General features: G+C 51.0%; 24 protein-coding genes and 1 other annotated feature. Of the genes, 1 reads left to right on the forward strand and 23 read right to left on the reverse strand.

Annotated elements, in window-relative coordinates; translation table 11 throughout:
* Nucleotides 1-5 precede the first annotated feature (5 nt).
* The 19 genes from rpoB to ACR9FF_RS27810 all read right to left on the reverse strand — a co-directional run bounded on the left by rpoB (nucleotide 6) and on the right by ACR9FF_RS27810 (nucleotide 17,484).
* Nucleotides 6-3,569 (reverse strand): DNA-directed RNA polymerase subunit beta, encoded by a 3,564-nt coding sequence (rpoB, locus tag ACR9FF_RS27720; RefSeq protein WP_127497477.1) that lies wholly within the window; start codon nucleotides 3,567-3,569, stop codon nucleotides 6-8.
* A gap of 293 nt (nucleotides 3,570-3,862) precedes the next feature.
* Nucleotides 3,863-4,468: a class I SAM-dependent methyltransferase gene (locus tag ACR9FF_RS27725; RefSeq protein WP_127497475.1), complete on the reverse strand. Its 606-nt coding sequence runs from the start codon at nucleotides 4,466-4,468 to the stop codon at nucleotides 3,863-3,865.
* Between the two features lie 102 nt (nucleotides 4,469-4,570).
* Nucleotides 4,571-4,930, reverse strand: coding sequence for a 50S ribosomal protein L7/L12 (gene rplL, locus ACR9FF_RS27730; protein WP_127497473.1), 360 nt, complete (start codon nucleotides 4,928-4,930; stop codon nucleotides 4,571-4,573).
* Between the two features lie 91 nt (nucleotides 4,931-5,021).
* Nucleotides 5,022-5,525: a 50S ribosomal protein L10 gene (gene rplJ, locus ACR9FF_RS27735; protein WP_015847237.1), complete on the reverse strand. Its 504-nt coding sequence runs from the start codon at nucleotides 5,523-5,525 to the stop codon at nucleotides 5,022-5,024.
* Nucleotides 5,526-5,584: 59 nt separating this feature from the next.
* Nucleotides 5,585-5,737: a sequence feature (ribosomal protein L10 leader region), on the reverse strand.
* Nucleotides 5,738-5,755: 18 nt separating this feature from the next.
* Nucleotides 5,756-6,448, reverse strand: a complete 693-nt coding sequence (rplA, locus tag ACR9FF_RS27740) for a 50S ribosomal protein L1 (protein ID WP_127497471.1) — start codon at nucleotides 6,446-6,448, stop codon at nucleotides 5,756-5,758.
* Between the two features lie 140 nt (nucleotides 6,449-6,588).
* Nucleotides 6,589-7,014, reverse strand: coding sequence for a 50S ribosomal protein L11 (gene rplK / locus ACR9FF_RS27745; RefSeq protein ID WP_127497469.1), 426 nt, complete (start codon nucleotides 7,012-7,014; stop codon nucleotides 6,589-6,591).
* Between the two features lie 51 nt (nucleotides 7,015-7,065).
* Nucleotides 7,066-7,599, reverse strand: coding sequence for a transcription termination/antitermination protein NusG (nusG, locus tag ACR9FF_RS27750; RefSeq protein WP_015847240.1), 534 nt, complete (start codon nucleotides 7,597-7,599; stop codon nucleotides 7,066-7,068).
* Nucleotides 7,600-7,622: 23 nt separating this feature from the next.
* The gene (gene secE, locus ACR9FF_RS27755; RefSeq protein ID WP_015847241.1) at nucleotides 7,623-7,832 is read right to left on the reverse strand and encodes a preprotein translocase subunit SecE; all 210 of its coding nucleotides are present in this window, start codon (nucleotides 7,830-7,832) and stop codon (nucleotides 7,623-7,625) included.
* A 17-nt stretch (nucleotides 7,833-7,849) separates the two neighbouring features.
* Nucleotides 7,850-7,999, reverse strand: coding sequence for a 50S ribosomal protein L33 (rpmG, locus tag ACR9FF_RS27760; RefSeq protein ID WP_015847242.1), 150 nt, complete (start codon nucleotides 7,997-7,999; stop codon nucleotides 7,850-7,852).
* A 335-nt stretch (nucleotides 8,000-8,334) separates the two neighbouring features.
* Nucleotides 8,335-8,985: an RNA polymerase sporulation sigma factor SigH gene (sigH, locus tag ACR9FF_RS27765; RefSeq protein WP_015847243.1), complete on the reverse strand. Its 651-nt coding sequence runs from the start codon at nucleotides 8,983-8,985 to the stop codon at nucleotides 8,335-8,337.
* A 230-nt stretch (nucleotides 8,986-9,215) separates the two neighbouring features.
* Nucleotides 9,216-9,740, reverse strand: coding sequence for an NYN domain-containing protein (locus tag ACR9FF_RS27770; protein ID WP_127497466.1), 525 nt, complete (start codon nucleotides 9,738-9,740; stop codon nucleotides 9,216-9,218).
* Nucleotides 9,741-9,743: 3 nt separating this feature from the next.
* Nucleotides 9,744-10,472: a 23S rRNA (guanosine(2251)-2'-O)-methyltransferase RlmB gene (rlmB, locus tag ACR9FF_RS27775; protein WP_041614742.1), complete on the reverse strand. Its 729-nt coding sequence runs from the start codon at nucleotides 10,470-10,472 to the stop codon at nucleotides 9,744-9,746.
* A gap of 23 nt (nucleotides 10,473-10,495) precedes the next feature.
* Nucleotides 10,496-10,993, reverse strand: a complete 498-nt coding sequence (locus ACR9FF_RS27780; protein WP_435167019.1) for a Mini-ribonuclease 3 — start codon at nucleotides 10,991-10,993, stop codon at nucleotides 10,496-10,498.
* Nucleotides 10,994-11,028: 35 nt separating this feature from the next.
* On the reverse strand, nucleotides 11,029-12,441 hold the full coding sequence (cysS, locus tag ACR9FF_RS27785; protein ID WP_435167022.1) for a cysteine--tRNA ligase: 1,413 nt from the start codon (nucleotides 12,439-12,441) through the stop codon (nucleotides 11,029-11,031).
* Nucleotides 12,438-13,100, reverse strand: a complete 663-nt coding sequence (cysE, locus tag ACR9FF_RS27790; protein ID WP_435167025.1) for a serine O-acetyltransferase — start codon at nucleotides 13,098-13,100, stop codon at nucleotides 12,438-12,440. Before cysE ends, cysS begins: the two co-directional genes overlap by 4 nt.
* Nucleotides 13,101-13,650: 550 nt before the next feature.
* Nucleotides 13,651-15,114, reverse strand: a complete 1,464-nt coding sequence (gene gltX, locus ACR9FF_RS27795; RefSeq protein ID WP_435167028.1) for a glutamate--tRNA ligase — start codon at nucleotides 15,112-15,114, stop codon at nucleotides 13,651-13,653.
* A gap of 33 nt (nucleotides 15,115-15,147) precedes the next feature.
* A complete protein-coding gene (gene ispF / locus ACR9FF_RS27800) occupies nucleotides 15,148-15,636 on the reverse strand; it encodes a 2-C-methyl-D-erythritol 2,4-cyclodiphosphate synthase (protein WP_127497456.1) in 489 nt (162 codons plus the stop codon).
* Nucleotides 15,633-16,343 carry a 2-C-methyl-D-erythritol 4-phosphate cytidylyltransferase gene (ispD, locus tag ACR9FF_RS27805; RefSeq protein WP_435167031.1) on the reverse strand — a complete coding sequence of 237 codons (711 nt, stop codon included), beginning with the start codon at nucleotides 16,341-16,343 and terminating at the stop codon, nucleotides 15,633-15,635. The genes ispF and ispD overlap by 4 nt, the downstream gene beginning before the upstream one ends.
* 49 nt (nucleotides 16,344-16,392) lie before the next feature.
* Nucleotides 16,393-17,484: a PIN/TRAM domain-containing protein gene (locus ACR9FF_RS27810; protein ID WP_127497452.1), complete on the reverse strand. Its 1,092-nt coding sequence runs from the start codon at nucleotides 17,482-17,484 to the stop codon at nucleotides 16,393-16,395.
* 149 nt (nucleotides 17,485-17,633) lie between these two features.
* On the opposite strand from ACR9FF_RS27810, the gene ACR9FF_RS27815 reads away from it, so the two are divergent.
* Complete coding sequence (locus tag ACR9FF_RS27815; protein WP_127497450.1) at nucleotides 17,634-18,029, forward strand: DUF1573 domain-containing protein; 396 nt, start codon at nucleotides 17,634-17,636, stop codon at nucleotides 18,027-18,029.
* Between the two features lie 167 nt (nucleotides 18,030-18,196).
* Here the strand turns inward: ACR9FF_RS27815 and pssA are convergent, their stop codons facing one another.
* The 4 genes from pssA to ACR9FF_RS27835 all read right to left on the reverse strand — a co-directional run bounded on the left by pssA (nucleotide 18,197) and on the right by ACR9FF_RS27835 (nucleotide 22,024).
* On the reverse strand, nucleotides 18,197-18,940 hold the full coding sequence (gene pssA, locus ACR9FF_RS27820; RefSeq protein WP_127497448.1) for a CDP-diacylglycerol--serine O-phosphatidyltransferase: 744 nt from the start codon (nucleotides 18,938-18,940) through the stop codon (nucleotides 18,197-18,199).
* 87 nt (nucleotides 18,941-19,027) lie between these two features.
* Nucleotides 19,028-20,104 (reverse strand): DNA integrity scanning diadenylate cyclase DisA, encoded by a 1,077-nt coding sequence (gene disA / locus ACR9FF_RS27825; protein WP_435167036.1) that lies wholly within the window; start codon nucleotides 20,102-20,104, stop codon nucleotides 19,028-19,030.
* A 10-nt stretch (nucleotides 20,105-20,114) separates the two neighbouring features.
* A complete protein-coding gene (gene radA / locus ACR9FF_RS27830; protein WP_435167038.1) occupies nucleotides 20,115-21,482 on the reverse strand; it encodes a DNA repair protein RadA in 1,368 nt (455 codons plus the stop codon).
* 185 nt (nucleotides 21,483-21,667) lie between these two features.
* Nucleotides 21,668-22,024 (reverse strand): antibiotic biosynthesis monooxygenase, encoded by a 357-nt coding sequence (locus tag ACR9FF_RS27835; RefSeq protein WP_435167041.1) that lies wholly within the window; start codon nucleotides 22,022-22,024, stop codon nucleotides 21,668-21,670.
* Nucleotides 22,025-22,160: the final 136 nt, after the last annotated feature.

Genomic DNA, 22,160 nt, shown 5'->3' on the forward strand with positions numbered 1-22,160 from the left:
AAAGCTTATTCAGCGCCGGCTTCGGCGCCTTCTAAGTTGAGGTTAAGCTTATCGCTTGTTCCGTCATCTTCGTCATCGATTTCTTTCATTTCGATCTCTTCTTCATTCTCGGTGAGGATCTTAACGTCCATACCAAGGGACTGAAGCTCTTTGATCAATACCTTGAACGATTCTGGAACGCCTGGCTCCGGAACGTTCTCGCCTTTCACGATCGATTCGTAAGTCTTCACGCGGCCGACCACGTCGTCGGATTTGACCGTAAGAATCTCTTGAAGCGTGTAGGCTGCGCCGTAGGCCTCGAGTGCCCAAACCTCCATCTCACCGAAGCGCTGGCCGCCGAATTGAGCTTTACCGCCCAGTGGCTGCTGCGTAACGAGAGAGTAAGGACCCGTCGAGCGGGCATGGATTTTATCGTCGACCATGTGCGCCAGTTTGATCATGTACATGACGCCAACCGTAACTTCGCGTTCAAACGACTCGCCTGTACGTCCATCGTACAGAATCGTTTTACCGTTACGCTGCATGCCGGCTTCTTCCATCGTATCGAATACGTCATACTCGCGCGCGCCGTCGAATACCGGCGTTGCGGCATGAAGACCAAGACGCTTACAAGCCATGCCCAAATGGACTTCGAGTACCTGACCGATGTTCATCCGCGACGGTACGCCCAGTGGGTTCAACACGACTTCAACTGGTGTGCCGTCTGGCAAGAACGGCATATCTTCCTCCGGCATAATGCGGGCGATAACCCCTTTATTACCGTGGCGTCCTGCCATTTTGTCGCCTTCGGAGATCTTACGTTTTTGAGCAATATATACACGAACCAGCTGATTCACGCCTGGTGGCAGCTCATCGCCGTTCTCGCGGGTAAATACTTTAACGTCTACGACGATACCGTCGGTACCATGCGGTACGCGAAGCGACGTATCGCGCACTTCACGAGCTTTCTCGCCAAAGATCGCATGAAGAAGGCGTTCTTCCGCCGTCAGCTCCGTAACGCCTTTAGGAGTTACTTTACCAACGAGGATATCGCCGGCGCCGATCTCGGCACCAACGCGGATAATGCCGCGTTCGTCGAGATTTTTCAGCGCTTCTTCGCCGACATTCGGAATGTCGCGCGTAATTTCTTCCGGCCCAAGCTTCGTATCGCGTGCCTCGGATTCGTATTCTTCAATGTGAATGGACGTGTAAACATCCTCTTTCACAAGCTTCTCGCTAAGAAGAATCGCATCCTCGTAGTTGTAACCTTCCCAAGTCATGAACGCAACGACAACGTTGCGGCCCAGCGCCAATTCGCCTTGCTCCGTGGAAGGACCGTCGGCGAGAATATCGCCTTTCTTGATCACTTCGCCTTTGCGCACAAGCGGACGTTGGTTGATACATGTTCCTTGGTTGGAACGCATAAACTTATGCAGTTTATGTTTCACGAGATCGCCAACCACTTGCTTGCCGTCCAGCATCTCTGTGCGGCGCAGCCAAATTTCGTTTGCCGAAACTCGTTCAATAACACCGTCATACTTGGATACAATACATACACCGGAGTCTTTAGCCGATTTGTGCTCCATACCCGTACCAACAAGTGGTGCTTTAGGAATAAGGAGTGGCACGGCCTGCCGCTGCATGTTGGATCCCATGAGCGCACGGTTGGAGTCGTCATTTTCCAAGAACGGAATGAGCGCTGTCGCAACCGACACAACCTGCTTAGGCGATACGTCCATGTAGTCAACGCGTTCGCTTGGCATGGTCAAGATGTTATCTGCTTGCTTATTGTAACGTACGATGACACTGTCATCGACAAATTTACCTTCTTCGGTCAACTTCGCGTTCGCTTGCGCGACAACGTAGTTATCTTCTTCGTCAGCCGTCAAATACGAGATTTGCTCGGTAACGATGCCTGTCTTCGGATCTACCCAACGGTAAGGGGCTTCGATGAAGCCATACTCGTTAATGCGGGCAAACGTCGACAAGGAGTTGATCAGACCGATGTTCGGACCCTCCGGCGTTTCGATTGGACACATACGCCCGTAGTGGGAGTGATGGACGTCCCGTACTTCGAAGCCTGCGCGCTCACGCGTCAAACCGCCCGGACCGAGAGCAGACAAACGACGTTTGTGCGTCAATTCTGCCAGCGGGTTCGTTTGGTCCATGAACTGCGACAGCTGCGAGGAACCGAAGAACTCTTTAATCGATGCGATTACAGGGCGAATGTTAATCAAGGCTTGCGGCGTAATGGCGTTAGCATCTTGAATCGACATTCTTTCGCGGACAACGCGTTCCATACGGGATAGACCGATACGGAATTGGTTCTGAAGCAATTCGCCTACGGAACGCAAACGACGGTTACCGAGATGGTCGATATCGTCCGTATTGCCTACTCCGTGAAGGAGGTTGATGAAATAGTTGATGGACGAAATGATGTCCGCCGGCGTAATATGCTTAACGGATTTATCAATGACGCCATTAGAGATGACTTTGATAACCTTCGCGTCATCAAGCGGCGAATACACGCTGATCGCTTGAAGCGGAATGCTATCCGCATCCAGCACACCATTAGCAACATGGTATGTTTTGAAGCCGACGTTTTTCTCCAGCTTGTCGAGGATCTCATCCAGCAGACGGCGGTCAATCATTTGACCTGCTTCCGCAATGATCTCGCCCGTACCCGGATCAACCAGCGTCTCAGCAAGACGTTGATTAAACAGACGGTTCTTAATGTGAAGCTTTTTGTTTATTTTGTAACGGCCGACGTTAGCCAGGTCGTAACGTTTTGGATCAAAGAAACGAGCAACCAGCAAGCTCTTCGCATTGTCCAAAGTAGGCGGTTCGCCTGGACGAAGGCGTTCATAGATTTCAATCAGCGCTTTCTCCGTCGAATCTGTGTTGTCTTTATCCAGCGTGTTGCGAATATACTCGTCATGGCCGAGCAATTCTAAGATCTCAGCGTCGGTTCCGAAGCCAAGAGCGCGCAAAAGCACCGTCACCGGTATTTTCCGGGTCCGGTCAATACGAACGTAAATGATGTCCTTAGCATCCGTCTCAAGCTCGAGCCAAGCTCCGCGATTCGGAATTACCGTTGCCGTGTATGTTTTCTTCCCGTTCTTATCAACCTTCGTGCTGAAGTACACACTTGGGGATCGAACCAACTGGCTGACAATTACACGTTCCGCCCCGTTAATAATGAACGTACCGGTCTCTGTCATCAGCGGGAAGTCGCCCATGAACACTTCTTGTTCCTTCACTTCGCCGGTTTCTTTGTTGAAGAGCCGTACCTTAACGCGCAGTGGAGCAGCGTACGTCACATCGCGTTCCTTTGATTCATCGACCGAATATTTCGGTTCGCCCAAGCTATAGTCGATAAACTCAAGCGATAGATTGCCCGTAAAGTCCTGAATCGGCGAAATATCCTGGAACAACTCAAGCAAGTCGTTATCCAAGAATTTTTCGTACGATTTTTGTTGGATTTCAATCAGGTTCGGGACTTCCAGCACCTCGTTGATCCGGGCGTAACTTCTCCGCGTGCGCCGACCATACTGAACAAGTTGTCCTGCCAACTTAACCTCACCCCTCATGTCTGTCTCACAGCATCGATATCTACTGCGTCACTACTTTAAATAAAGAAAAGCCCTTATCGAATAGTTCGAAAAAAGAGCGTGTTCCGGCAGCCAACCAAACGCAGCGCGGCGCGATGGTTCCATATCAAGTAATTTTGCCCAAAATGTAAACATTATACGTCAAATGTGCAATAAATATGCATTCCGCGCCAAAATTCGCACTTGACATTTTAGTTAGCTAAAGAGATTGAGCCCAATTTAATGCTGACATTTTATAATACTACCATATCTGAAAAGTCAAGTCAAGAAAATCAAGTCATAGATTTTGTTGCTAAAAATATCCGGTAGCCTTTGTCCTTCGTGACCTCTTCCACATCGCCAAACAACGCTTCCAGCTTGGCCTCCGCAGATGGCGCGCCTTGCTTCTTCTGAATGACCACCCACATCTTGCCGCCGGGATTTAATAGATTGTACCCTTCTTCAAAAATACGATGGACAACCTGTTTCCCCGCCCTGATCGGAGGGTTGGTCAAAATCACGTCATAACGATTATCCTTCACCGATTCATAGATATCGCTTTGGATAACCGTAACATTTGAAATGCCATTTAGCTTTGCGTTCTCTTTAGACAGCTCAACCGCGCGTTCATTAATGTCGATCATGGTTACATGCCCCTCCGGCGCCAGCTTCGCCGCTGTTAATCCGATGGGCCCGTAACCGCACCCGACATCAAGCACTCTAGCAGTTGGCGAAAGAACGAGCGCATCCAGCAGCACGCGGCTGCCATAATCGACTCCCGATTTCGAGAATACGCCAGCATCCGTCACAAACCGCAGAGCGAATCCCCGAAGCTTTGTTTCATGTACTTGTCTATCATGCTTCACTCCCGGCGTTTGGGAGTAATAGTGGTCCGACATTCTTTTTGGCCTCCTGCCACTTGAGCTGCAAGTCTTGAACATGCAACGAACCCCTTGAAACGTGACGTTTCAAGGGGCCCGTTATTATAGCTTGAAGTGAAATTACTTCACTTCTACAGCAGCGCCAGCTTCTTCAAGCTTAGCTTTAACCGCTTCTGCTTCTTCTTTGCCAACTTTTTCTTTGATTGGTTTAGGAGCGCCGTCAACCAGGTCTTTAGCTTCTTTCAGGCCCAGACCAGTGATTTCGCGAACCACTTTGATTACGTTGATTTTGGAAGCGCCAGCGTTGTTAAGGATAACGTCGAATTCAGTTTGCTCAGCAACTTCTGCTGCGCCGCCTGCTACTACTGCTACTGGTGCAGCAGCTGTAACGCCGAATTCTTCTTCGATTGCTTTAACAAGATCGTTCAGTTCAAGAACAGTCATAACTTTGATTGCTTCCAAGATTTGCTCTTTAGACATGGTTATACCTCCGAAAGTGGTTGATTTTTTTTGGTTTTATGCCGCCTTCCGGGGAAGGTCGGCGTTTCGTTCGTACAAACGACGGTTTAACTTAAGCTTGTGCTTCTTTTTGCTCGCCGACTGCTTTAACCGCAAGCGCGAAGTTGCGCATTGGAGCTTGCAGGACGCTGAGGAGCATGGAGAGCAAGCCTTCGCGGGACGGAAGTTCCGCCAGTGCTTTAATCTCTTGTGCACCTACTACTTTACCTTCAACAACGCCGCCTTTAAGTTTCAGAGCGTCGTTCTTTTTAGCGAAATCGTTCAAGATTTTCGCTGGTGCCACAGCATCGTTCACGCTGAAAGCAATGGCTGTAGGACCAACCAGAATGCTGTTCAGATCGGACAATTCCGCAGCTTCAGTCGCACGGCGAACGAGCGAGTTTTTCAGAACTTGGAATTCAACACCTGCTTCGCGCAGTTGTTTACGAAGTTCAGTTACTTGCGCAACGTTCAATCCGCGGTAGTCAGCAACAACAGTGCTGGAGCTCTCACGAAGCTTCGCTGTGATTTCTTCAACCGCTTGTTGTTTCTCTTGGATGATTTTAACGTTAGCCAAACTGTACACCTCCTGTAATAGTTGTACATCCCGTTTATAAGACAAGCTTCCTCTGCCTAGGGTGCATGAGAAAGGCCTCCACAGCGACTGCGAAGGCCATGATATATCGCTGCCGTGAAGTTAATCACGCGCAAGCTGTATTTATCATAACACCTCGGTAGGAAATTAAGCCTTGCGGCACCTACTGTCTACGGTATGCGTATTCGAATTTAATTCCGTTCTCGTTGAACTTAGCGGTAAGCCGCTACGTTGACGCGAGCGCCAGGGCCCATTGTCGAAGAAACGGAGATGTTTTTCAGGTAAACCCCTTTAGCTGCTGCCGGTTTAGCACGGTTCAGAGCATCGATCAGAGACTTAAGGTTTTCGTTAAGTTTCTCTGCGTCGAAGGAAACCTTGCCGATTGGAGCATGGATTTGACCTGCTTTATCAAGACGGTATTCGATTTTACCAGCTTTGATTTCTTGAACAGCTTTAGTAACGTCGAATGTTACCGTACCCGCTTTAGGGTTAGGCATAAGGCCTTTACCGCCGAGGATACGACCCAGTTTACCAACTTCAGCCATCATGTCCGGCGTTGCTACGCAGACGTCGAATTCGAACCAGCCTTGTTGGATTTTGTTGATCATGTCGGAATCGCCAACGAAATCAGCGCCAGCAGCTTCTGCTTCTTTTGCTTTATCGCCTTTCGCGAATACCAGAACACGTTTTGTTTTACCAGTACCATGCGGAAGTACAACAACGCCACGAACCGCTTGGTCTTGTTTACGAGGGTCAACGCCCAGACGCACAGCTACTTCAACGGACTCGTCGAATTTTGCTGTAGCGGCTTTCTTCACAAGCTCGATTGCTTCCAAAGACTCGTAAGTAGCTTCGCTGTCAATCAGCTTAGCAGCTTCTACATACTTTTTGCCGTGTTTAGCCATTTGAGTTTTCCTCCTTTGTGGTTGTAGCGGAAAATTCCCCTTATGGGACTCCTCCCACTTAAACGAAGCAGTACACTTCGCCGGGCAACGCCTATTCGGCCGCCCATGTGTTAACCGACCGCAAGCGGCCAGTCACACAATTAGTCAACGATAGTAACACCCATGCTGCGTGCAGTACCTTCAATCATAAGCATCGCTGCCTCAACGGAAGCTGCATTCAGGTCAGGCATTTTTTGCTCAGCAATTTCACGAACTTTCGCACGTTTCACTGTAGCAACTTTCTTTTTGTTTGGTTCACCGGAACCTTTTTCGATACCTGCTGCAACGCGGAGCAATACTGCTGCCGGTGGAGTTTTAGTTTCGAAAGTGAAGGAACGGTCTTCAAACACTGTGATAACAACCGGGATAATCAATCCCGCTTGATCTGCAGTACGAGCATTGAATTCTTTACAGAACGCCATAATGTTAACGCCTGCTTGACCAAGTGCCGGACCAATCGGCGGAGCCGGATTAGCTTTACCTGCAGGAACTTGCAGTTTGACCATTTTGATAACCTTTTTTGCCATGACTTACACCTCCTTACACAAGTAATCCCAAACTACGGAAACCAGATCGTATTATATCTTCTCCACTTGAGTATAGTCCAGTTCAAGCGGGGTCTCCCTGCCAAACATGTTGACATGTACCTTAAGCTTGGATTTGTCGAGCAGAATTTCTTCCACTGTACCAACGAAATCCGCAAAAGGACCTACCTTTACGCGCACGGTTTCCTTCAGGTCGAATTCAATCTTCGGCTTAGGCTCTTCCATGCCCATGTGCTTCAGAATTTGTTCTACTTCGTCCGGCATAAGCGCGATTGGCTTGGAACCGGAGCCCGTTGACCCTACAAATCCTGTGACGCCCGGCGTATTGCGAACAACATACCATGAATCGTCAGTTTGTACCATCTCCACGAGGACGTAGCCGGGGTAGACTTTGCGTTGAACGGTCTTTTTCTTACCGTCCTTTTCTACCACTTCTTCTTCCATCGGAACCAGAACGCGAAAGATTTTATCTTCCATGCCCATCGATTCGAGGCGACGCTCCAAATTGGCTTTCACTTTGTTCTCATAACCGGCGTAAGTGTGTACGACATACCATCTTTTTTCCATTCCAATCCACCTTTGGACCCTTCTTAAACAATCAGATTAACTAGAGACGAGATCCCGATGTCAAGAAGCCAAAAGTAAATCGTCACAAACGCGATCGTTAGAAGTACGACGATCGAATAGCTTGTCAACTCTTTACGGTTTGGCCAGCGAACCTTTTTAAGTTCTGCCCAGCTGTCGGCAAAGAAACTAAACGTTGTTCCGAAGCTTTGCTTCAGTTTAGCCAAAAATGCCACGTCAACACCTCCAATGACTATCTCGTCTCGCGATGAGGAGTCTGCTCGTTACAAAACTTGCAAAACTTCTTCAACTCGATGCGGTCGGGGTGATTGCGTTTGTTCTTGCTGCTCGCATAGTTTCTCTGTTTGCAGTTTGTGCATGCCAACGTGATTATTACCCGCATTGAATTACACCTCCCGAACTGCTAAATAACGGTTCACAACGCCATATGTATATGACATTGCAACTTCGGCCCCAATACAAAACAAAGCCTCACATCAAGGCCTACCTAAAACAATTTATCACACGGCCTATTCCAATGTCAATGGAAACATAGCCTGGGCCATAGCGAATATTATGGAAATATGGCGGCATCAGGAATCTCGTCTCTACCATTATCGTCACAAATCCTGCTTTTAAAACTTAAAACGAGCCGCCCTCCGCCTCCGGCCTGATAACCGGACGAGAGAACAGCTCGCATCAAATTCAGCACGTATAAAGATTAATAAGATTAATAGCTTATCCGCTAAGATCCCGAACTTCCAAGTAACGCTCAAGTTTGCGCTTTACGCGCTGCAGGGCATTGTCAATCGATTTGACATGTCTGTCGAGGTCAACGGCAATTTCCTGATACGATCGGCCGTCCAGATAGAGCATAAGCACCTTACGCTCCAGATCGCTCAGAATCTCCGACATCTTGTCCTCAAGACCAACAAATTCTTCCTGATTAATGATAAGCTCCTCCGGATCGGATACCCGGGTGCCGCAAATCACGTCGAGAAGAGTACGGTCAGAATCTTCGTCGTAAATAGGCTTGTCCAAGGAAACATAAGAGTTAAGCGGTATATGCTTCTGCCTGGTAGCCGTCTTTATCGCCGTAATAATCTGCCGTGTAATACATAATTCCGCAAAAGCTTTAAAGCTAGCAAGCTTGTCCCCTTTAAAGTCGCGGATAGATTTATAGAGTCCGATCATGCCTTCCTGCACGATATCTTCCCGGTCGGCTCCGATCAGGAAGTAAGAACGCGCCTTGGCACGGACAAAGTTCTTATATTTGTTGATCAAATATTCAAGAGCCAGACTGTCGCCGTTACGAACCGCTTCCACGATATCCTCGTCAGAACTGCAGTCATACTCAAGCGTACTCCATTTTTTGAGGTCGATGCTCACGAACTATCCCTCCGGCCTGCAAGGCGTACGCCGCTAGATTCATATGCAACCTATCTCCATGGCTTCCTGCCACAACGAGTTAAACAAGACAAAATAGCGATAAAACCGCCGTTCTCATCACTAAATATAGAGCCAGTATACATTATGTAATCTTACACCGTCAACCGATTTGCCGCTAGGGTAGAGTCGTTTTAATAGAAATTCTGTAATTTTATGGATAAAAAAGAGGACTATTTGCCGCCGCGCCGAAGACGCTCCAGCTTTGTGCGCACCTCGAGACTGAGATTGCCGTCGAGCGTGTTGCGCTTGACCGGTATGTCCTCGCGCAAAGTGAGCTCGATTTGCTTGCGATTCTGCTGAATGTTGATAAGCAGCTCGCGAGCCGACAGCCGGAGAGCTCCTTTGCCGAAAGCGACATGCTGTTCGACAAGATCGGAGGTGGCGACAAATACGTTTCGTCGTCTGGCCGTGAGTTCCGTAACCAACCGCTCAATGCATTCGTCCGCCGTTTCTTTTTCCTTCGTATAGACAATCGTAAGCTTATGATGCCGGTAAGTCGCGCCAAGTCCGGGCACTTGATGGGCATCGAAAATAACATACACCGTCATGCCCGAGAAGCCTTGGTAATCGGCCAGCATATCGAGCAGCTTGTCCCGCGCTTCCTCCAGATCGATCTCCTTCAGCTTCTCAAGCATGGGCCAGGCGCCGATCATATTATAGCCGTCCACCAGCAAAATATCATTGCGCCGGTTCATCGGCTATACACTCCGGCGCTGCCTGACCACTTCGTACATCAAAACGCCCGCTGCCACGGATGCGTTCAAAGAGTTAAGACGGCCGTGCATCGGCAGCTTGACCAGGAAATCGCATTTCTCCTTAATCAAACGGCCCATCCCTTTGCCTTCGTTTCCGATAACAATCGCAAGCGGCAGATCAAATTTCGTCTTATATACATCCTGCGGAGCGCTTACGTCCGTACCAGCTACCCACACGCCTTCTTCCTTCAGACGGTCGATCGTCTGGGCGAGGTTCGTCACACGCGCCACAGGCACATGCTCGGCCGCGCCAGCGGATGTCTTCAGCACCGTTGCCGTCAGGCCAACCGAACGGCGTTTCGGAATAATAACGCCATGGACGCCGGTACATTCCGCCGTCCGCAAAATGGAACCCAGATTATGAGGGTCCTCAATCTCGTCGAGAATAAGCAGGAACGGCGTTTCGTTCAGCTCGCGGGCTCTTGCCAGCAAATCCTCAATCTCCGCGTAGGCAAAGGCCGCCGCCTGCGCAACAACGCCTTGATGCTGTACGCCCTCCACCATGGTATCCAGCTTGCGCTTGTCCACAAACTGCACGATGACCCCATGCTGCTTGGCCTCCGCCACGATCGGCTGGGTCAGGCTCTTCTGAGCGCCCTCTGCGATCCAAATCTTATTGATATCGCGCCCGGAACGAAGCGCCTCCATAACGGGATGCTTGCCGGCAATCATTTCTTCTTGGTTGTATCGTTCGCTCACGCTTGTCCCTCCTTCTCTTCCTGATGGTCTTCCGGCTGCGGCGCGACTGCTGCCCCAAACAATTCATGCAGACGTTCGATTCGTCCTTCATAGTACAAATAGCCGACCAGGCATTCCAGCGCGGTAGCCTGCCTGTAATCGGCCGGGTCCGCATTCTTGGGCGGTGCCCCCGATTTCGTATTGCGGCCGCGCCTTACGATATCCGCTTCTTCTTCCGTCAGCATCGGCTGCCATTTCTCCAGCAGCTTGCGCTGCGCCTTCGCCGATACAATCTTCGTCGCTTCCTTGTGAAGATGATGCGATTTATGATTAGGCAGCGACACCAGGTACTGCCGGACCAACAGCTCGAATACGCTGTCTCCTACGTAAGCGAGCACAACCGGATTAATGAGCTGCGTCTTCTTGGCCGGACGGTGGAACAGAAGCCCCGCTCCCGCTCCATTCCCTTGTCCCGCTTCCTCTAAGCTTGCATGTTCCCGTTCATTGCTATTCAATATGACACGTCCTCCAATCGATTTGCGGCAGAGTTCTACAGGCGCCGCCAACGAATCCCTTGCGGAGTGTCCTCTAACGCAATGCCTTTTTCCGTAAGCAGGTTACGGATCTCATCCGCTCTTGCCCAATTCTTCGCCGCGCGCGCTTCCGTCCGCTCAACGATAAGCGCATCGATCTCGTCATCCAGAAGCTCGGCGTCAGCACCCGCTTCAGGCAGCAGACCCAGCACCGTGTTCATTCCTTCAAGAGCTGCCAGCAGTGCGGCAATCCCCTCCGGCGAAGCGTCCGCGCGGTTCATGTACTGGTTCGCTTCCGTTACCAGCTCGAATACGGCGGTAATCGCATCCGGCGTATTGAAGTCGTCTCCCATTTTCGCTTCGAATTGCGCCTTAAGCTGAGCGATTCTGTCTTCAAGCTCCGTTGGAGCCGCACCCTCTGCCTGGCCGCCAAAAGCGGAAAGCCGATGCTTCAGATTAGACGCGCAATTCGCGATCCGCTCCACGCTGTTCTCGGCTTGGGCGATGGTCTCGTCCGTGAAGTTAAGCGGGCTGCGGTAATGCGTCGACAAAATAAAGTAACGGATAGCGGCCGGCTTCACGCGCTTCACCAGCTCGTTAACCGTAATCCCGTTGCCAAGCGACTTGGACATCTTTTCGTTGTTGATATGAATGTAGCCGTTATGCATCCAGTAGTTCGCAAGCTGCTTGCCGGTCAATGCCTCGGACTGGGCAACCTCGCACTCGTGATGCGGGAACTGCAGGTCATGGCCGCCGCCGTGAATATCAAGCGTATCGCCCAAATATTCGCGCGCCATCGCCGAGCACTCGATATGCCAGCCCGGACGTCCCGGTCCCCATGGACTTTCCCAGTTGATTTCGCCAGGCTTTGCGCCTTTCCAGAGCACGAAGTCCTGAGGATTCTCCTTGCGCTCGCGAACCTCAATCCGGATACCGAACTGCAGCTCCTCCAGATTCTGATGCGACAGCTTGCCGTATTCCTCGAATTTTGAGGTACGGTAATACACGTCTCCTTCGCTTGCATAAGCATAGCCTGTGTCGACAAGGCCTTGAATAAACGCAACGATCGCCGGAATATGCTCGGTAACGCGCGGGTTCAACGTTGCCTTGTGCACGCCCAGCGAAGCGATATCCTCGTTAAACGCGTTAATGAATTTATCGGCAACCTCCGGAACCGTCAGTCCCGATTGCTCCGCTTTTTTGATAAGCTTGTCGTCTACGTCCGTGAAATTCACGATGTAGTTCACGTCATAACCGACGTACTCCAGGTAACGGCGCACCACATCGAAGAAAATAACCGGACGGGCGTTGCCGATATGAATATAGTCATAAACCGTTGGTCCGCAGACGTACATTTTTACTTTTCCCGGTTCCTGCGGGACGAATGCTTCCTTTGCTCGGGTCAGCGTATTATAAATTTGAACGTTCATGATCTCGTTTCTCCTCCAGCTACTGGCTCGCGAAGCCTCTCGACCTCGGCCTTTAAACTTTCGATTTCCTTTTGCATTTCGCGGAACATCTCAATGACGGGGTCCGGCAGCTGCTTATGATCAAGCCGGTCTCCGACCCGTTCGCCATTGCGTCTGACGACACGCCCCGGATTGCCTACGACGGTACAGTTGTCGGGCACCTCGCGCAGGACAACGGCATTCGATCCGATATTCGAATTATCGCCAACACGGAACGAGCCTAATACTTTCGCGCCGGATCCGATAACGACATTGTTGCCGATGGTAGGATGGCGTTTGCCTTTTTCCTTGCCGGTTCCTCCAAGCGTTACGCCTTGATAAATAACGACATCATCGCCGATCTCGCATGTTTCTCCAATCACTATACCCATTCCGTGGTCGATGAACAACCGCTCGCCGATCGTTGCTCCCGGGTGAATCTCGATGCCCGTCATAAAACGGCTGAACTGCGAGATGATCCGCGCAATCGTAAACCATCCTCCGCGGAAAAATTTATTCGCAATCCGGTGAGCCCATATCGCATGCAGACCCGAATACGTAAAGACAACTTCAAACCGGCTTCGAGCTGCCGGGTCGTTCTCAAATACTGCCTTAATGTCTGATCTAATATGGCGAAACATGCGTATCTCCTCTCCCCTGCGCTGCGGCCCCCCGCAACAAAAACAAAGCTAAACAAGGCCAAGCTAATCAATGCCTGAAAATAAAAAAGCCTCCGCAGCATTTGAAATGCTGCAGAGGCGGGCGTGTAACGTCGCGGTTCCACTCTGCTTGAACGACCCGATTAAAGGACTGCGGCTCAATAACGAGCTTAATCCCAGCCTAATCCGGCTGTCCGTCTTAAAGCCTGTAACGTTGGCTGATACGTTGCTGCCTACCCCGCGCCGCCGGCTCCGGTATACGAAGCGGTAGGATTACGGATCGGAACAAAGCTCCCAGGTGCAATTTTCCGCCCCCCGAACTAGACAACTCGCAGCCCGCATTCCTACATGCCAATTAGCTTGGCTATAGGCAAATGCTGATTGTCCTCTCTGCAAATCCGGCAAAACGTACTTTTCCTGTTCATGGCTTTTTAAGTCATCGAATTGTAATTAGTAACAGTATAGCGAATCCCCGTAAGGGTGACAAGGAATTTATGACACCGCTTGTCAACCTTGTCCGCCCCGGCAATGCTTAGCCCAGACGGTTCTTAAGGCGGTTAATCACTTTATCGCGGCCAAGCAAGGCGATCGATTGGTTCAGGTCAGAGCCATGCGTCTGGCCCGTAAGCGCAGCGCGAATAGGCATAAACAGCTGCTTGCCTTTGAAGCCCGTCTCCTTCTGAACCGCTTTGATCCAGTCTTTAATGCCGTCAACGGTAAAGGCCGAAGCTTCGCTAGCTTCGATCTTGGCAAGGAACGCCGTCAAGACAGCCGGCACCTGTTCCTCGGCAAGCACAGCCTTGGCTTCCTCTTCATCCTCAACCGTATCGCGGAAGAACAGCTCCGTAAGCTCAACGATGTCCGATGCTGCGCGGAGCTTCTCTTGATAGAGGGCGGCAAGCGCGGTCACCCATTCACGGTCAGCGGCATCCAGCTGTTCGCCTACGCGGCCAGCCTTTTGCAGATGCGGCAAGCAAAGGTCGACAAGACGCTCGATGTCGATCTTTTTCATGTATTCACCATTCATCCAGCTCAGCTTCTGCGTATCGAATACGGCAGGGCTCTTGCTCAGACGTTCGGCCGTAAATACGTTAACCAGTTCGTCATGCGTGAAAATCTCCTGCTCGCCTTCCGGTGACCAGCCAAGCAAAGCAATAAAGTTGAACAACGCTTCCGGCAGATAGCCGAGATCGTCGTATTGCTCGATGAACTGGATAATCGACTCGTCGCGTTTGCTGAGCTTCTTGCGGCTCTCGTTGACGATCAGCGTCATATGAGCGAACTTAGGAGCTTCCCAGCCCAGCGCTTCGTAAATCATCAGCTGGCGCGGAGTGTTCGAGATATGATCCTCGCCGCGCAGCACGTGGCTGATTTTCATCAGATAGTCGTCGATGACAACGGCGAAGTTGTAAGTCGGAATGCCGTCCTTTTTCACGATTACGAAGTCGCCCATCTCCGCCGTGTCGAAGCTGATCGAGCCTTTGACCATATCGTCCCAAGCGAAGGTTTTGCCCTCCGGCACGCGGAAACGAACGCTGGCTACGCGGCCTTCCGCCTCAAACGCCTGGCGCTGCTCCTCCGTCAGATTGCGGTGGCGTCCGGAGTAACGGGGCGTCTCGCCGCGGCTCATCTGCTCTTCCCGCTCCTGCTCCAGCTCTTCTTCCGTGCAATAGCAGCGGTAAGCAAGGCCGCGGTCAATCAGGTCCTGCCAATATTCCTTATAAATATCAAGGCGCTCGGTTTGACGGTATGGGCCGTAGCCTCCACCGATGTCAATGCTCTCATCCCAGTCGATGCCAAGCCATTTCAAATACTTCAGCTGGCTTTCTTCCCCGCCCGCCACGTTCCGTTTCACGTCGGTATCTTCAATGCGGATAATAAATTTGCCGCCTTGGCTGCGCGCATACAAATAATTAAATAAGGCCGTTCTGGCATTACCGATATGTAAATGACCCGTCGGGGACGGTGCATAACGGACTCTCACTTCTTGTGTCATCGCTAATAACCCCTCTCTCGTATAACTAAACCATTACTTGATTATAACATCCTGGATCAAGCAGACAACCGATTGGGAGGCAATTCCTTCGCCTCTGCCGGTGAAACCAAGCTGCTCGGTCGTCGTCGCCTTCACGTTCACCTGCTCGATGTCCGCTTCCAGCGCGCGGGCGATAATCTCCGCCATCTGCGGGATGTAGGGCGCCATCTTCGGACGTTGAGCAATAATCGTCGAATCGCAGTTGCCAAGCTTGTAGCCCCGCTCCTTCGCCAGCGCCCACACCTGCTCAAGCAGCTTCAGGCTGTCGGCATCCTTGAATTCCTCGGAAGTGTCCGGGAAGTGCTTGCCGATATCGCCAAGTCCTAGCGCCCCGAGAATGGCATCGGAGATCGCATGAAGCAGCACATCCGCGTCGGAATGGCCCAGCAGCCCCTTCTCGTAAGGAATCGTTACGCCCCCGATAATGCAGGGACGGCCCTCCACCAGCTGATGTACGTCAAAGCCTTGTCCTACTCGAATCATTGTTTGTTCTCCTCTCTCCTCTGTTTCTCTAACAAAAATTCTGCCCAGGGCAGATCATCAGGCGTTGTAATCTTAATATTTGTGTAATCGCCTTCCGCAATAACGACGGGCGCGCCTGTCCGCTCCACCACCATGGCATCGTCCGTACCGAGAAAATGCTCCTCCGCGGCGCGCTCATGCGCTGCGGTCAGCAAATCACGACGAAAAGCTTGCGGCGTTTGTATCGCCCACAAGCTTCGGCGGTCCGGCGTTGAAACGATCAGACCCGTGTCGTCTACCTGTTTGATTGTGTCCTTGACCGGTAGGGCCAAGACGGCTGCGCCGCTCTGCTCGGCTTTCTCGCAGCAGGCGCGTATCGCCTTCTGCGTAACAAGCGGCCGCACGCCGTCATGCACCATCACCCATTCGGCGGCCGGTGACAACGCCTTGATCCCCGCGAAGACCGAATGCTGGCGCTCGCTTCCCCCGGCTACCACGGCCGTCACCTTGCCAAGCTTGTACTCTTCTACAAGCCCGGTGCAGCGTTCCACGTCATCCGCGCCAACCACAAGCGCTATATCTGCAATCTCGTCCATCGCTTGGAACAATTCCAGCGTATGCACGAGAATCGGCTTTCCGTGCAGCGGCAAATACTGCTTGCTTTCTTTGGTTCCCATCCGCGAGCCGCGTCCGGCCGCAACGACAACCGCTCCCCAATGTGCATTCATAGCCTAATCTCCCTCGTACGTATAAACAACTACTCCCTACTATACAAGGTTACAGCGCTTTTTCCAACAGCTTCGGCTTCGCAAATATCATTCGGCCTGCCGATGTTTGCAGAACGCTCGTTACGAGAACTTCCATCGTGGTGCCGATATAATCGCGTCCGCCCTCCACAACGATCATCGTGCCGTCGTCCAGATAGGCGACGCCTTGTCCATGCTCTTTGCCGTCCTTGATAACTTGTACGATAATTTCTTCACCGGGCAGGACGACGGGCTTCACTGCATTTGCCAAGTCATTGATGTTCAGTACCGATACGCCTTGAAGCTCGCATACCTTATTCAGGTTGAAGTCATTGGTAACGACCTTGCCTTTAAGGGCTTTCGCCAGCTTGACCAATTTACTGTCTACCTCGCTAATTTCTTCAAAGTCTCCTTCGTAGATAAGCACCCGAACATCTAATTCCTTTTGGATTTTGTTCAAAATATCAAGTCCGCGGCGTCCCCGGTTACGCTTTAGCAGATCCGAAGAATCCGCGATATGCTGCAGCTCCTCCAGCACAAATTCCGGAATCACGAGAGTGCCTTCGATAAATCCGGTCTTGCAGATATCCGCAATCCGTCCGTCGATAATGACGCTGGTGTCCAAAATTTTATGCTCTTCAAAGCCGCCCACTTCGTCTGCCACCGGAACTGCCTTGCGCTGCTCCAGCATCGCCGATGCCGCTGCGGCAAGCTCGTCCTTCTTCCCAAGTCCGATTCGAAGCCCCAAGTACCCGAAGAAAAGAGACATCACTGCCGGAATCAACAGCCCCGGCCCGCCAAGCTTAGCTACCGCCGGGTACAAAAGCGCGGACAAGAACAATCCCGCGATAAGCCCGCCGCCGCCGGCCAGCAGATCCTTCATCGGCATCTCGGCCGTTTGATCAATACCGCGCTGCATAAACTTAATGATTCGCCCCGCAGCCATGCTCGCAACAAGAAGTCCAAAAAGTGCCCCAATCGCGAAATAATACATGCTAGTTCCTTGCCAAATACCAAGCGACGATTGCGTCCAGCCTTCTATGCTATTCGTTCTGCCTTCTACTTCGAGCCCAGCCAATCCTCCAAATAATAGACCGGCCATTTGAATAATTCGTTTCATCATAAATACCACCTCCATTACAATTATGTTCCAATAATGGACGGGCTAAACGGCGGTTCGTGAATGATTTTTCATTTTGAAATGATGGCAAGGTATGCTTATAATGGAATTAGCAGTTATAGCAGATGAAGCTGATGAAAGAGGTGGAATCGATGAGTGCTCCTACACTGGAACAATTCCAGCAGCAAGTATCCGAACTATTGCTTAGACATCGAAGCCTGCTGGACGTCATGTCCAAGTTTGGTCAGTCCGGCGCATCCGTTAACCGCGCGGTAACGAAAGCCGTAACGGACTGTGGTTGTATTGAACTCAATGCGCGCAAGCAAGAGTATGCAGACGAACCGAATCTCGAGAGTGCCAAATCTACGCTTCAGAGCCATATCTCAGGCCATGTATGCGAATCCTGCCGCGACGTGCTCAAATCCGAGCTCGGACGGAATCTGTTCTACATGACCGCCATGTGCAATCTGCTTGATATTCAATTAGACGAAGTTGTCGCCAAAGAATACGATAAATGTTCTACTCTCGGATTGTTTAATTTAACGTAAGAAGCGAAAAAAAGGAGCTGCTCCTTGCCTCGTTCATGACGAGTGCAGGGAACAGCTCCTTTTTTTTTATGGCTTTTAGCTTTTTAGCCTTTTGGTTTTCATACCGGGGCCCCCGCAAAGTACTCGGAGTACGCTCCAGAGCATTTGCTTCACTTTGTGGGGCATTTTTATGCTGTCGTCTCGGACTGCACGTTCTCATCCTGCGCATCTTTGCCGCGGCGTTTGCGGACGCGTTTCTTCATGCGGCCGTCAACGTTTTTTTTTAGACCGTAAAGCGCATATAACAGCATAGGTACAAAGATAATTTTAGATAGCTGGTCAGGGAATTGGATTCCAAGAAAAACAGCCAACGCCACAACAAAAGGAATGGCCCAAATGGCTTTCTTTGAGATGCCTATTTTCTTGAAATTCGGATATTTAATCGTACTAACCATAAGCAAGGACAGTACCAAGGTGCTCGCTAACAAGACCGAAACTGCAATATCATCCTGGAACAGCGCAAGCGTGCACAACACGCCTCCGGCAGCAGGAATAGGAAGGCCGATAAAGTAACCCGGTTTCCCGGCTACCACGTTAAATCGCGCCAGTCTCAAAGCTCCGCAAATCGGGAACAGCGCGGTAATAATCCAGGCAATGGTCGGGTTAAGCTCTTGAAAGGCAACGACATACATAATAAAAGCCGGCGCCACGCCGAACGAGATCACATCGGATAACGAATCGAGCTCTTTGCCGAACTCGCTTTGCGCGTTCAGCGCACGTGCTACACGGCCGTCCACGCCATCAAGCAGCATTGCGATAATAACCATCATCGCGGCTGTTTCCGGCTTTTCATTAAACACGAGAATAATGGCGGCTATTCCTAAGAATAAGTTTCCGACCGTGAGAAGGCTCGGTATCGACTTAGTGATCATCTATTCCACCTCTTCTCTACTATGCCCTAAAACCGTTTACTAATGTATGTTTGGAATACGGTACACATTCCATCCATTGTATGAGATTTAAATTTGTCTGTCAATGAACATCTGCTCCTGGATCCGCTTCAAACCATCCTTGATGGCACGCGCGCGAACCTCTCCAATACCGTCCACTTCGTCAAGCTCATCAATGGTTGCCATCAAAATATGAGGCAGTCTACCGAAGCGCTCAATTAAATTATTCATAATAATTAATGGAAGACGAGGAATTTTATTAAGCAGCCTGAAGCCTCGCGGCGACACCGCTTCCTCCACCATAGCGGCGGTATGCGTGTAGCCGAGAAGACGTATGATCGGAGGTGCGTCCAGCAGGTCTTCCGCGCTTAGCTTTTTGAGCGCCGCACGAATTTCGCGGATTTTGTCGTCATTATTATCCTTGGCATAATCCTTGAGCAGATACCAGGCGTCTTCGTCAACGCCGTTAACAAGCTCCTCCATCTGCATGGCGATAAGACGGCCTTCCGTACCCAGCTCGGTGACATAACGTTTGATTTCCATTTTGACGCGCAGCACCATTTCCACGCGCTGCACGACATGCGCCACTTCCTGCAGCGTCACCAGCTCCTCGAATTCAAGCGCGGACAGGTTGGTGAGCGACTGGCTAAGTACGACCTTATATTTCTCAAGCGTTTGAATCGCCTGATTGGCCTTCGTTAATATAACGCCCATCTCTTTGAGCGAATAACGCAAATTGCCTTGGTACAGCGTAATGATATTCCGGCGCTGCGAGATCGATACGACAAGCTTGCCGGTCTGCTTCGCTACCCGCTCCGCCGTACGATGCCGGATACCGGTCTCGATCGAAGAAATCGAGTTGTTCGGGATAAGCTGCGTATTCGCATACAAGATCCTTTTCATATCCTCGCTCAGGATAATGGCTCCATCCATCTTGGCGAGCTCATACAAGTAGTTAGGCGAGAAATCGCAATTGATGGAAAAGCCGCCATCCACGACCTCCATTACTTCGGGACTGTACCCGACAACAAGCAGAGCACCCGTTTTGGCCCGAAGCACATTATCAAGCCCGTCACGGAACGGGGTACCTGGTGCAACTAATTGCAAAAGCTGGTTCATAATTTCTAGCTGACTTTGTTCCTTCATCATTTGCCCCCTATCCAAGTGCCGCGGACAGCGCTTCTGCTACCGTACTCACGCCGATAATCTCGATGCCTTCCGGCGGCTTCCAGCCCTTTAAGCTTTTCTCCGGCATAATAACCCGCTTGAAGCCAAGCTTCTCCGCTTCCTTCACCCGCTGCTCGGCACGGGATACGGCGCGAACCTCGCCCGTCAGGCCTACTTCGCCGAAGATAACATCATAGGGGCGCGTAGGCGCATCGCGAAAGCTTGATGCGAGCGAGACGGCAGCGGCAAGGTCAACTGCCGGCTCATCCAGCTTCACGCCGCCCGCTACATTTAAATAGGCATCCTGCGTCTGCAAAAACATGCCGATCCGCTTCTCTAATACCGCAATAATTAATGCCATCCGGTGATGGTCGATCCCTGTGGACATCCGCCGCGGCGAAGGGAAATTCGTTGCTGCGACAAGCGCCTGAAGCTCAACCAGCACGGGGCGGGTTCCTTCCATGCTGGCTACAACCGTAGAGCCGGATACGCCAAGCGGGCGCTCCGACAGGAACAGCTCTGACGGATTGGCCACTTCGCGGAGACCCTCTTCTCCCATTTCGAATATGCCGATTTCATTGGTGGAACCAAACCGGTTCTTGACGGCCCGGAGCAGCCGGTAAGTATGATGCCGTTCTCCTTCGAAATAAAGTACGCAGTCGACCATATGCTCCAGCAGACGAGGACCGGCGATTGCGCCTTCTTTCGTGACATGCCCGACAAGCACGGTAGCGATACCTTTAATCTTCGCTACCCGCATGAAGTGAGCGGTACATTCCCTTACCTGGGCTACGCTGCCCGGAGCTGACTGAACGATTGGATCGTACACCGTCTGAATGGAGTCGATCACGAGAAAGTCCGGCTGAACCGACTCAATAGCATCGTTGATTTGCTCCATGTTTGTCTCGCAAAGGACAAAAAGGGATTCCGTAAGAGCGCCAAGCCGGTCAGCGCGAAGACGCGTCTGCCGGACGGATTCCTCTCCGGAAATATAGAGCACCTTCAGCCCTTTGGAGGCCAATGCATGCGAGGTTTGCAGCAGCAGCGTGGATTTTCCGATTCCGGGATCTCCGCCAACCAGAATGAGCGAGCCTGGCACAACGCCTCCGCCCAGCACCCGGTTAAGCTCCTGCAACCGTGTTTCGATACGCGGTTCCTGCCCACTTTCTATATGTATGATGGATTGCGGCTTTTCTTTCGTCTGAGCCATGCGAAGACCGACACCTTGTGTCTTGATAACGGTCTCCTTTTCCTCCACCATCGTATTCCAAGACTGGCAGCCCGGACATTTCCCCAGCCATTTCGGCGATTCCGTCCCGCACTCAGTACATACAAACTTTAGCTTTATCTTTGCCATACAAGGCTCCTTTTAACAAGCGTTACCATTTTAAAGTTTACCATTTTATCCGTAGGGTATAAACCCCTTCTTACGAACTAATGTACGGACCAATACGTTCCAGTCAGCAAAAAAAGCCTCCTTAATCCCAACATCGGAATAAAGAAAGCTTTTGTTAAATGATGCAAAAGTATAAGCTGCAAAAGTTACGAGATATCCGCAGCATCCCTGGATACGAGAATCCGGTGCGTCGTAAGCTGGGAGCCAAGCATAATACGCTCGCCTTCCCCATCCTTTTCTTTACCGCCGTCCGCTTGTTTATTTCCCTTATGGGCATGCGCCTGACGGAAGGAATCGCTGTTCACCCAGCCTTCGAAGGAAGCTTTGGTCTCCCAGGTCGTGCTTACCTTCAGTTCATCGTAGTCGGCCAGTCCTTCGGTCAGCATAACCTCCATGCGAACGAAGCCAGCCGATTGCTCTATGCCCTTTGTCTTCTCGAACCGCTCCGCTACCTCTTCCCCGTGGCCTTTTTTTACTTTTATCGTATTCGTTACAACGATCATCGCAAGTCCCTCCATCTTCCCAAGCTTCTATGTTTAAAACCTTCATCGCTAAAACATCATTGCTTCATGCATATACGATAATGATTCTCATTGTCAAATAGATCGAATAAAACAAAAGCTGCCCGGCGAGGGAGTC

Origin of the sequence: Paenibacillus glycanilyticus (assembly GCF_051200795.1) — a bacterium.
GTDB classification, from domain to species: domain Bacteria; phylum Bacillota; class Bacilli; order Paenibacillales; family Paenibacillaceae; genus Pristimantibacillus; species Pristimantibacillus glycanilyticus.

Excerpts from the sequence above, each read along its gene's own strand:
- rpoB (WP_127497477.1), bottom strand. The coding sequence starts at position 3,569 with ATGAGGGGTGAGGTTAAGTTGGCAGGACAACTTGTTCAGTATGGTCGG.
- ACR9FF_RS27725 (WP_127497475.1), bottom strand. The coding sequence starts at position 4,468 with ATGTCGGACCACTATTACTCCCAAACGCCGGGAGTGAAGCATGATAGA.
- rplL (WP_127497473.1), bottom strand. The coding sequence starts at position 4,930 with ATGTCTAAAGAGCAAATCTTGGAAGCAATCAAAGTTATGACTGTTCTT.
- rplA (WP_127497471.1), bottom strand. The coding sequence starts at position 6,448 with ATGGCTAAACACGGCAAAAAGTATGTAGAAGCTGCTAAGCTGATTGAC.
- rplK (WP_127497469.1), bottom strand. The coding sequence starts at position 7,014 with ATGGCAAAAAAGGTTATCAAAATGGTCAAACTGCAAGTTCCTGCAGGT.
- nusG (WP_015847240.1), bottom strand. The coding sequence starts at position 7,599 with ATGGAAAAAAGATGGTATGTCGTACACACTTACGCCGGTTATGAGAAC.
- rpmG (WP_015847242.1), bottom strand. The coding sequence starts at position 7,999 with ATGCGGGTAATAATCACGTTGGCATGCACAAACTGCAAACAGAGAAAC.
- ACR9FF_RS27770 (WP_127497466.1), bottom strand. The coding sequence starts at position 9,740 with ATGAACCGGCGCAATGATATTTTGCTGGTGGACGGCTATAATATGATC.
- rlmB (WP_041614742.1), bottom strand. The coding sequence starts at position 10,472 with ATGATTGCCGGCAAGCATCCCGTTATGGAGGCGCTTCGTTCCGGGCGC.
- cysS (WP_435167022.1), bottom strand. The coding sequence starts at position 12,441 with ATGAACGTTCAAATTTATAATACGCTGACCCGAGCAAAGGAAGCATTC.
- cysE (WP_435167025.1), bottom strand. The coding sequence starts at position 13,100 with ATGTTTCGCCATATTAGATCAGACATTAAGGCAGTATTTGAGAACGAC.
- gltX (WP_435167028.1), bottom strand. The coding sequence starts at position 15,114 with ATGACACAAGAAGTGAGAGTCCGTTATGCACCGTCCCCGACGGGTCAT.
- ispF (WP_127497456.1), bottom strand. The coding sequence starts at position 15,636 with ATGATTCGAGTAGGACAAGGCTTTGACGTACATCAGCTGGTGGAGGGC.
- ispD (WP_435167031.1), bottom strand. The coding sequence starts at position 16,343 with ATGAATGCACATTGGGGAGCGGTTGTCGTTGCGGCCGGACGCGGCTCG.
- ACR9FF_RS27810 (WP_127497452.1), bottom strand. The coding sequence starts at position 17,484 with ATGATGAAACGAATTATTCAAATGGCCGGTCTATTATTTGGAGGATTG.
- ACR9FF_RS27815 (WP_127497450.1), top strand. The coding sequence starts at position 17,634 with ATGAGTGCTCCTACACTGGAACAATTCCAGCAGCAAGTATCCGAACTA.
- pssA (WP_127497448.1), bottom strand. The coding sequence starts at position 18,940 with ATGATCACTAAGTCGATACCGAGCCTTCTCACGGTCGGAAACTTATTC.
- disA (WP_435167036.1), bottom strand. The coding sequence starts at position 20,104 with ATGAAGGAACAAAGTCAGCTAGAAATTATGAACCAGCTTTTGCAATTA.
- radA (WP_435167038.1), bottom strand. The coding sequence starts at position 21,482 with ATGGCAAAGATAAAGCTAAAGTTTGTATGTACTGAGTGCGGGACGGAA.
- ACR9FF_RS27835 (WP_435167041.1), bottom strand. The coding sequence starts at position 22,024 with ATGATCGTTGTAACGAATACGATAAAAGTAAAAAAAGGCCACGGGGAA.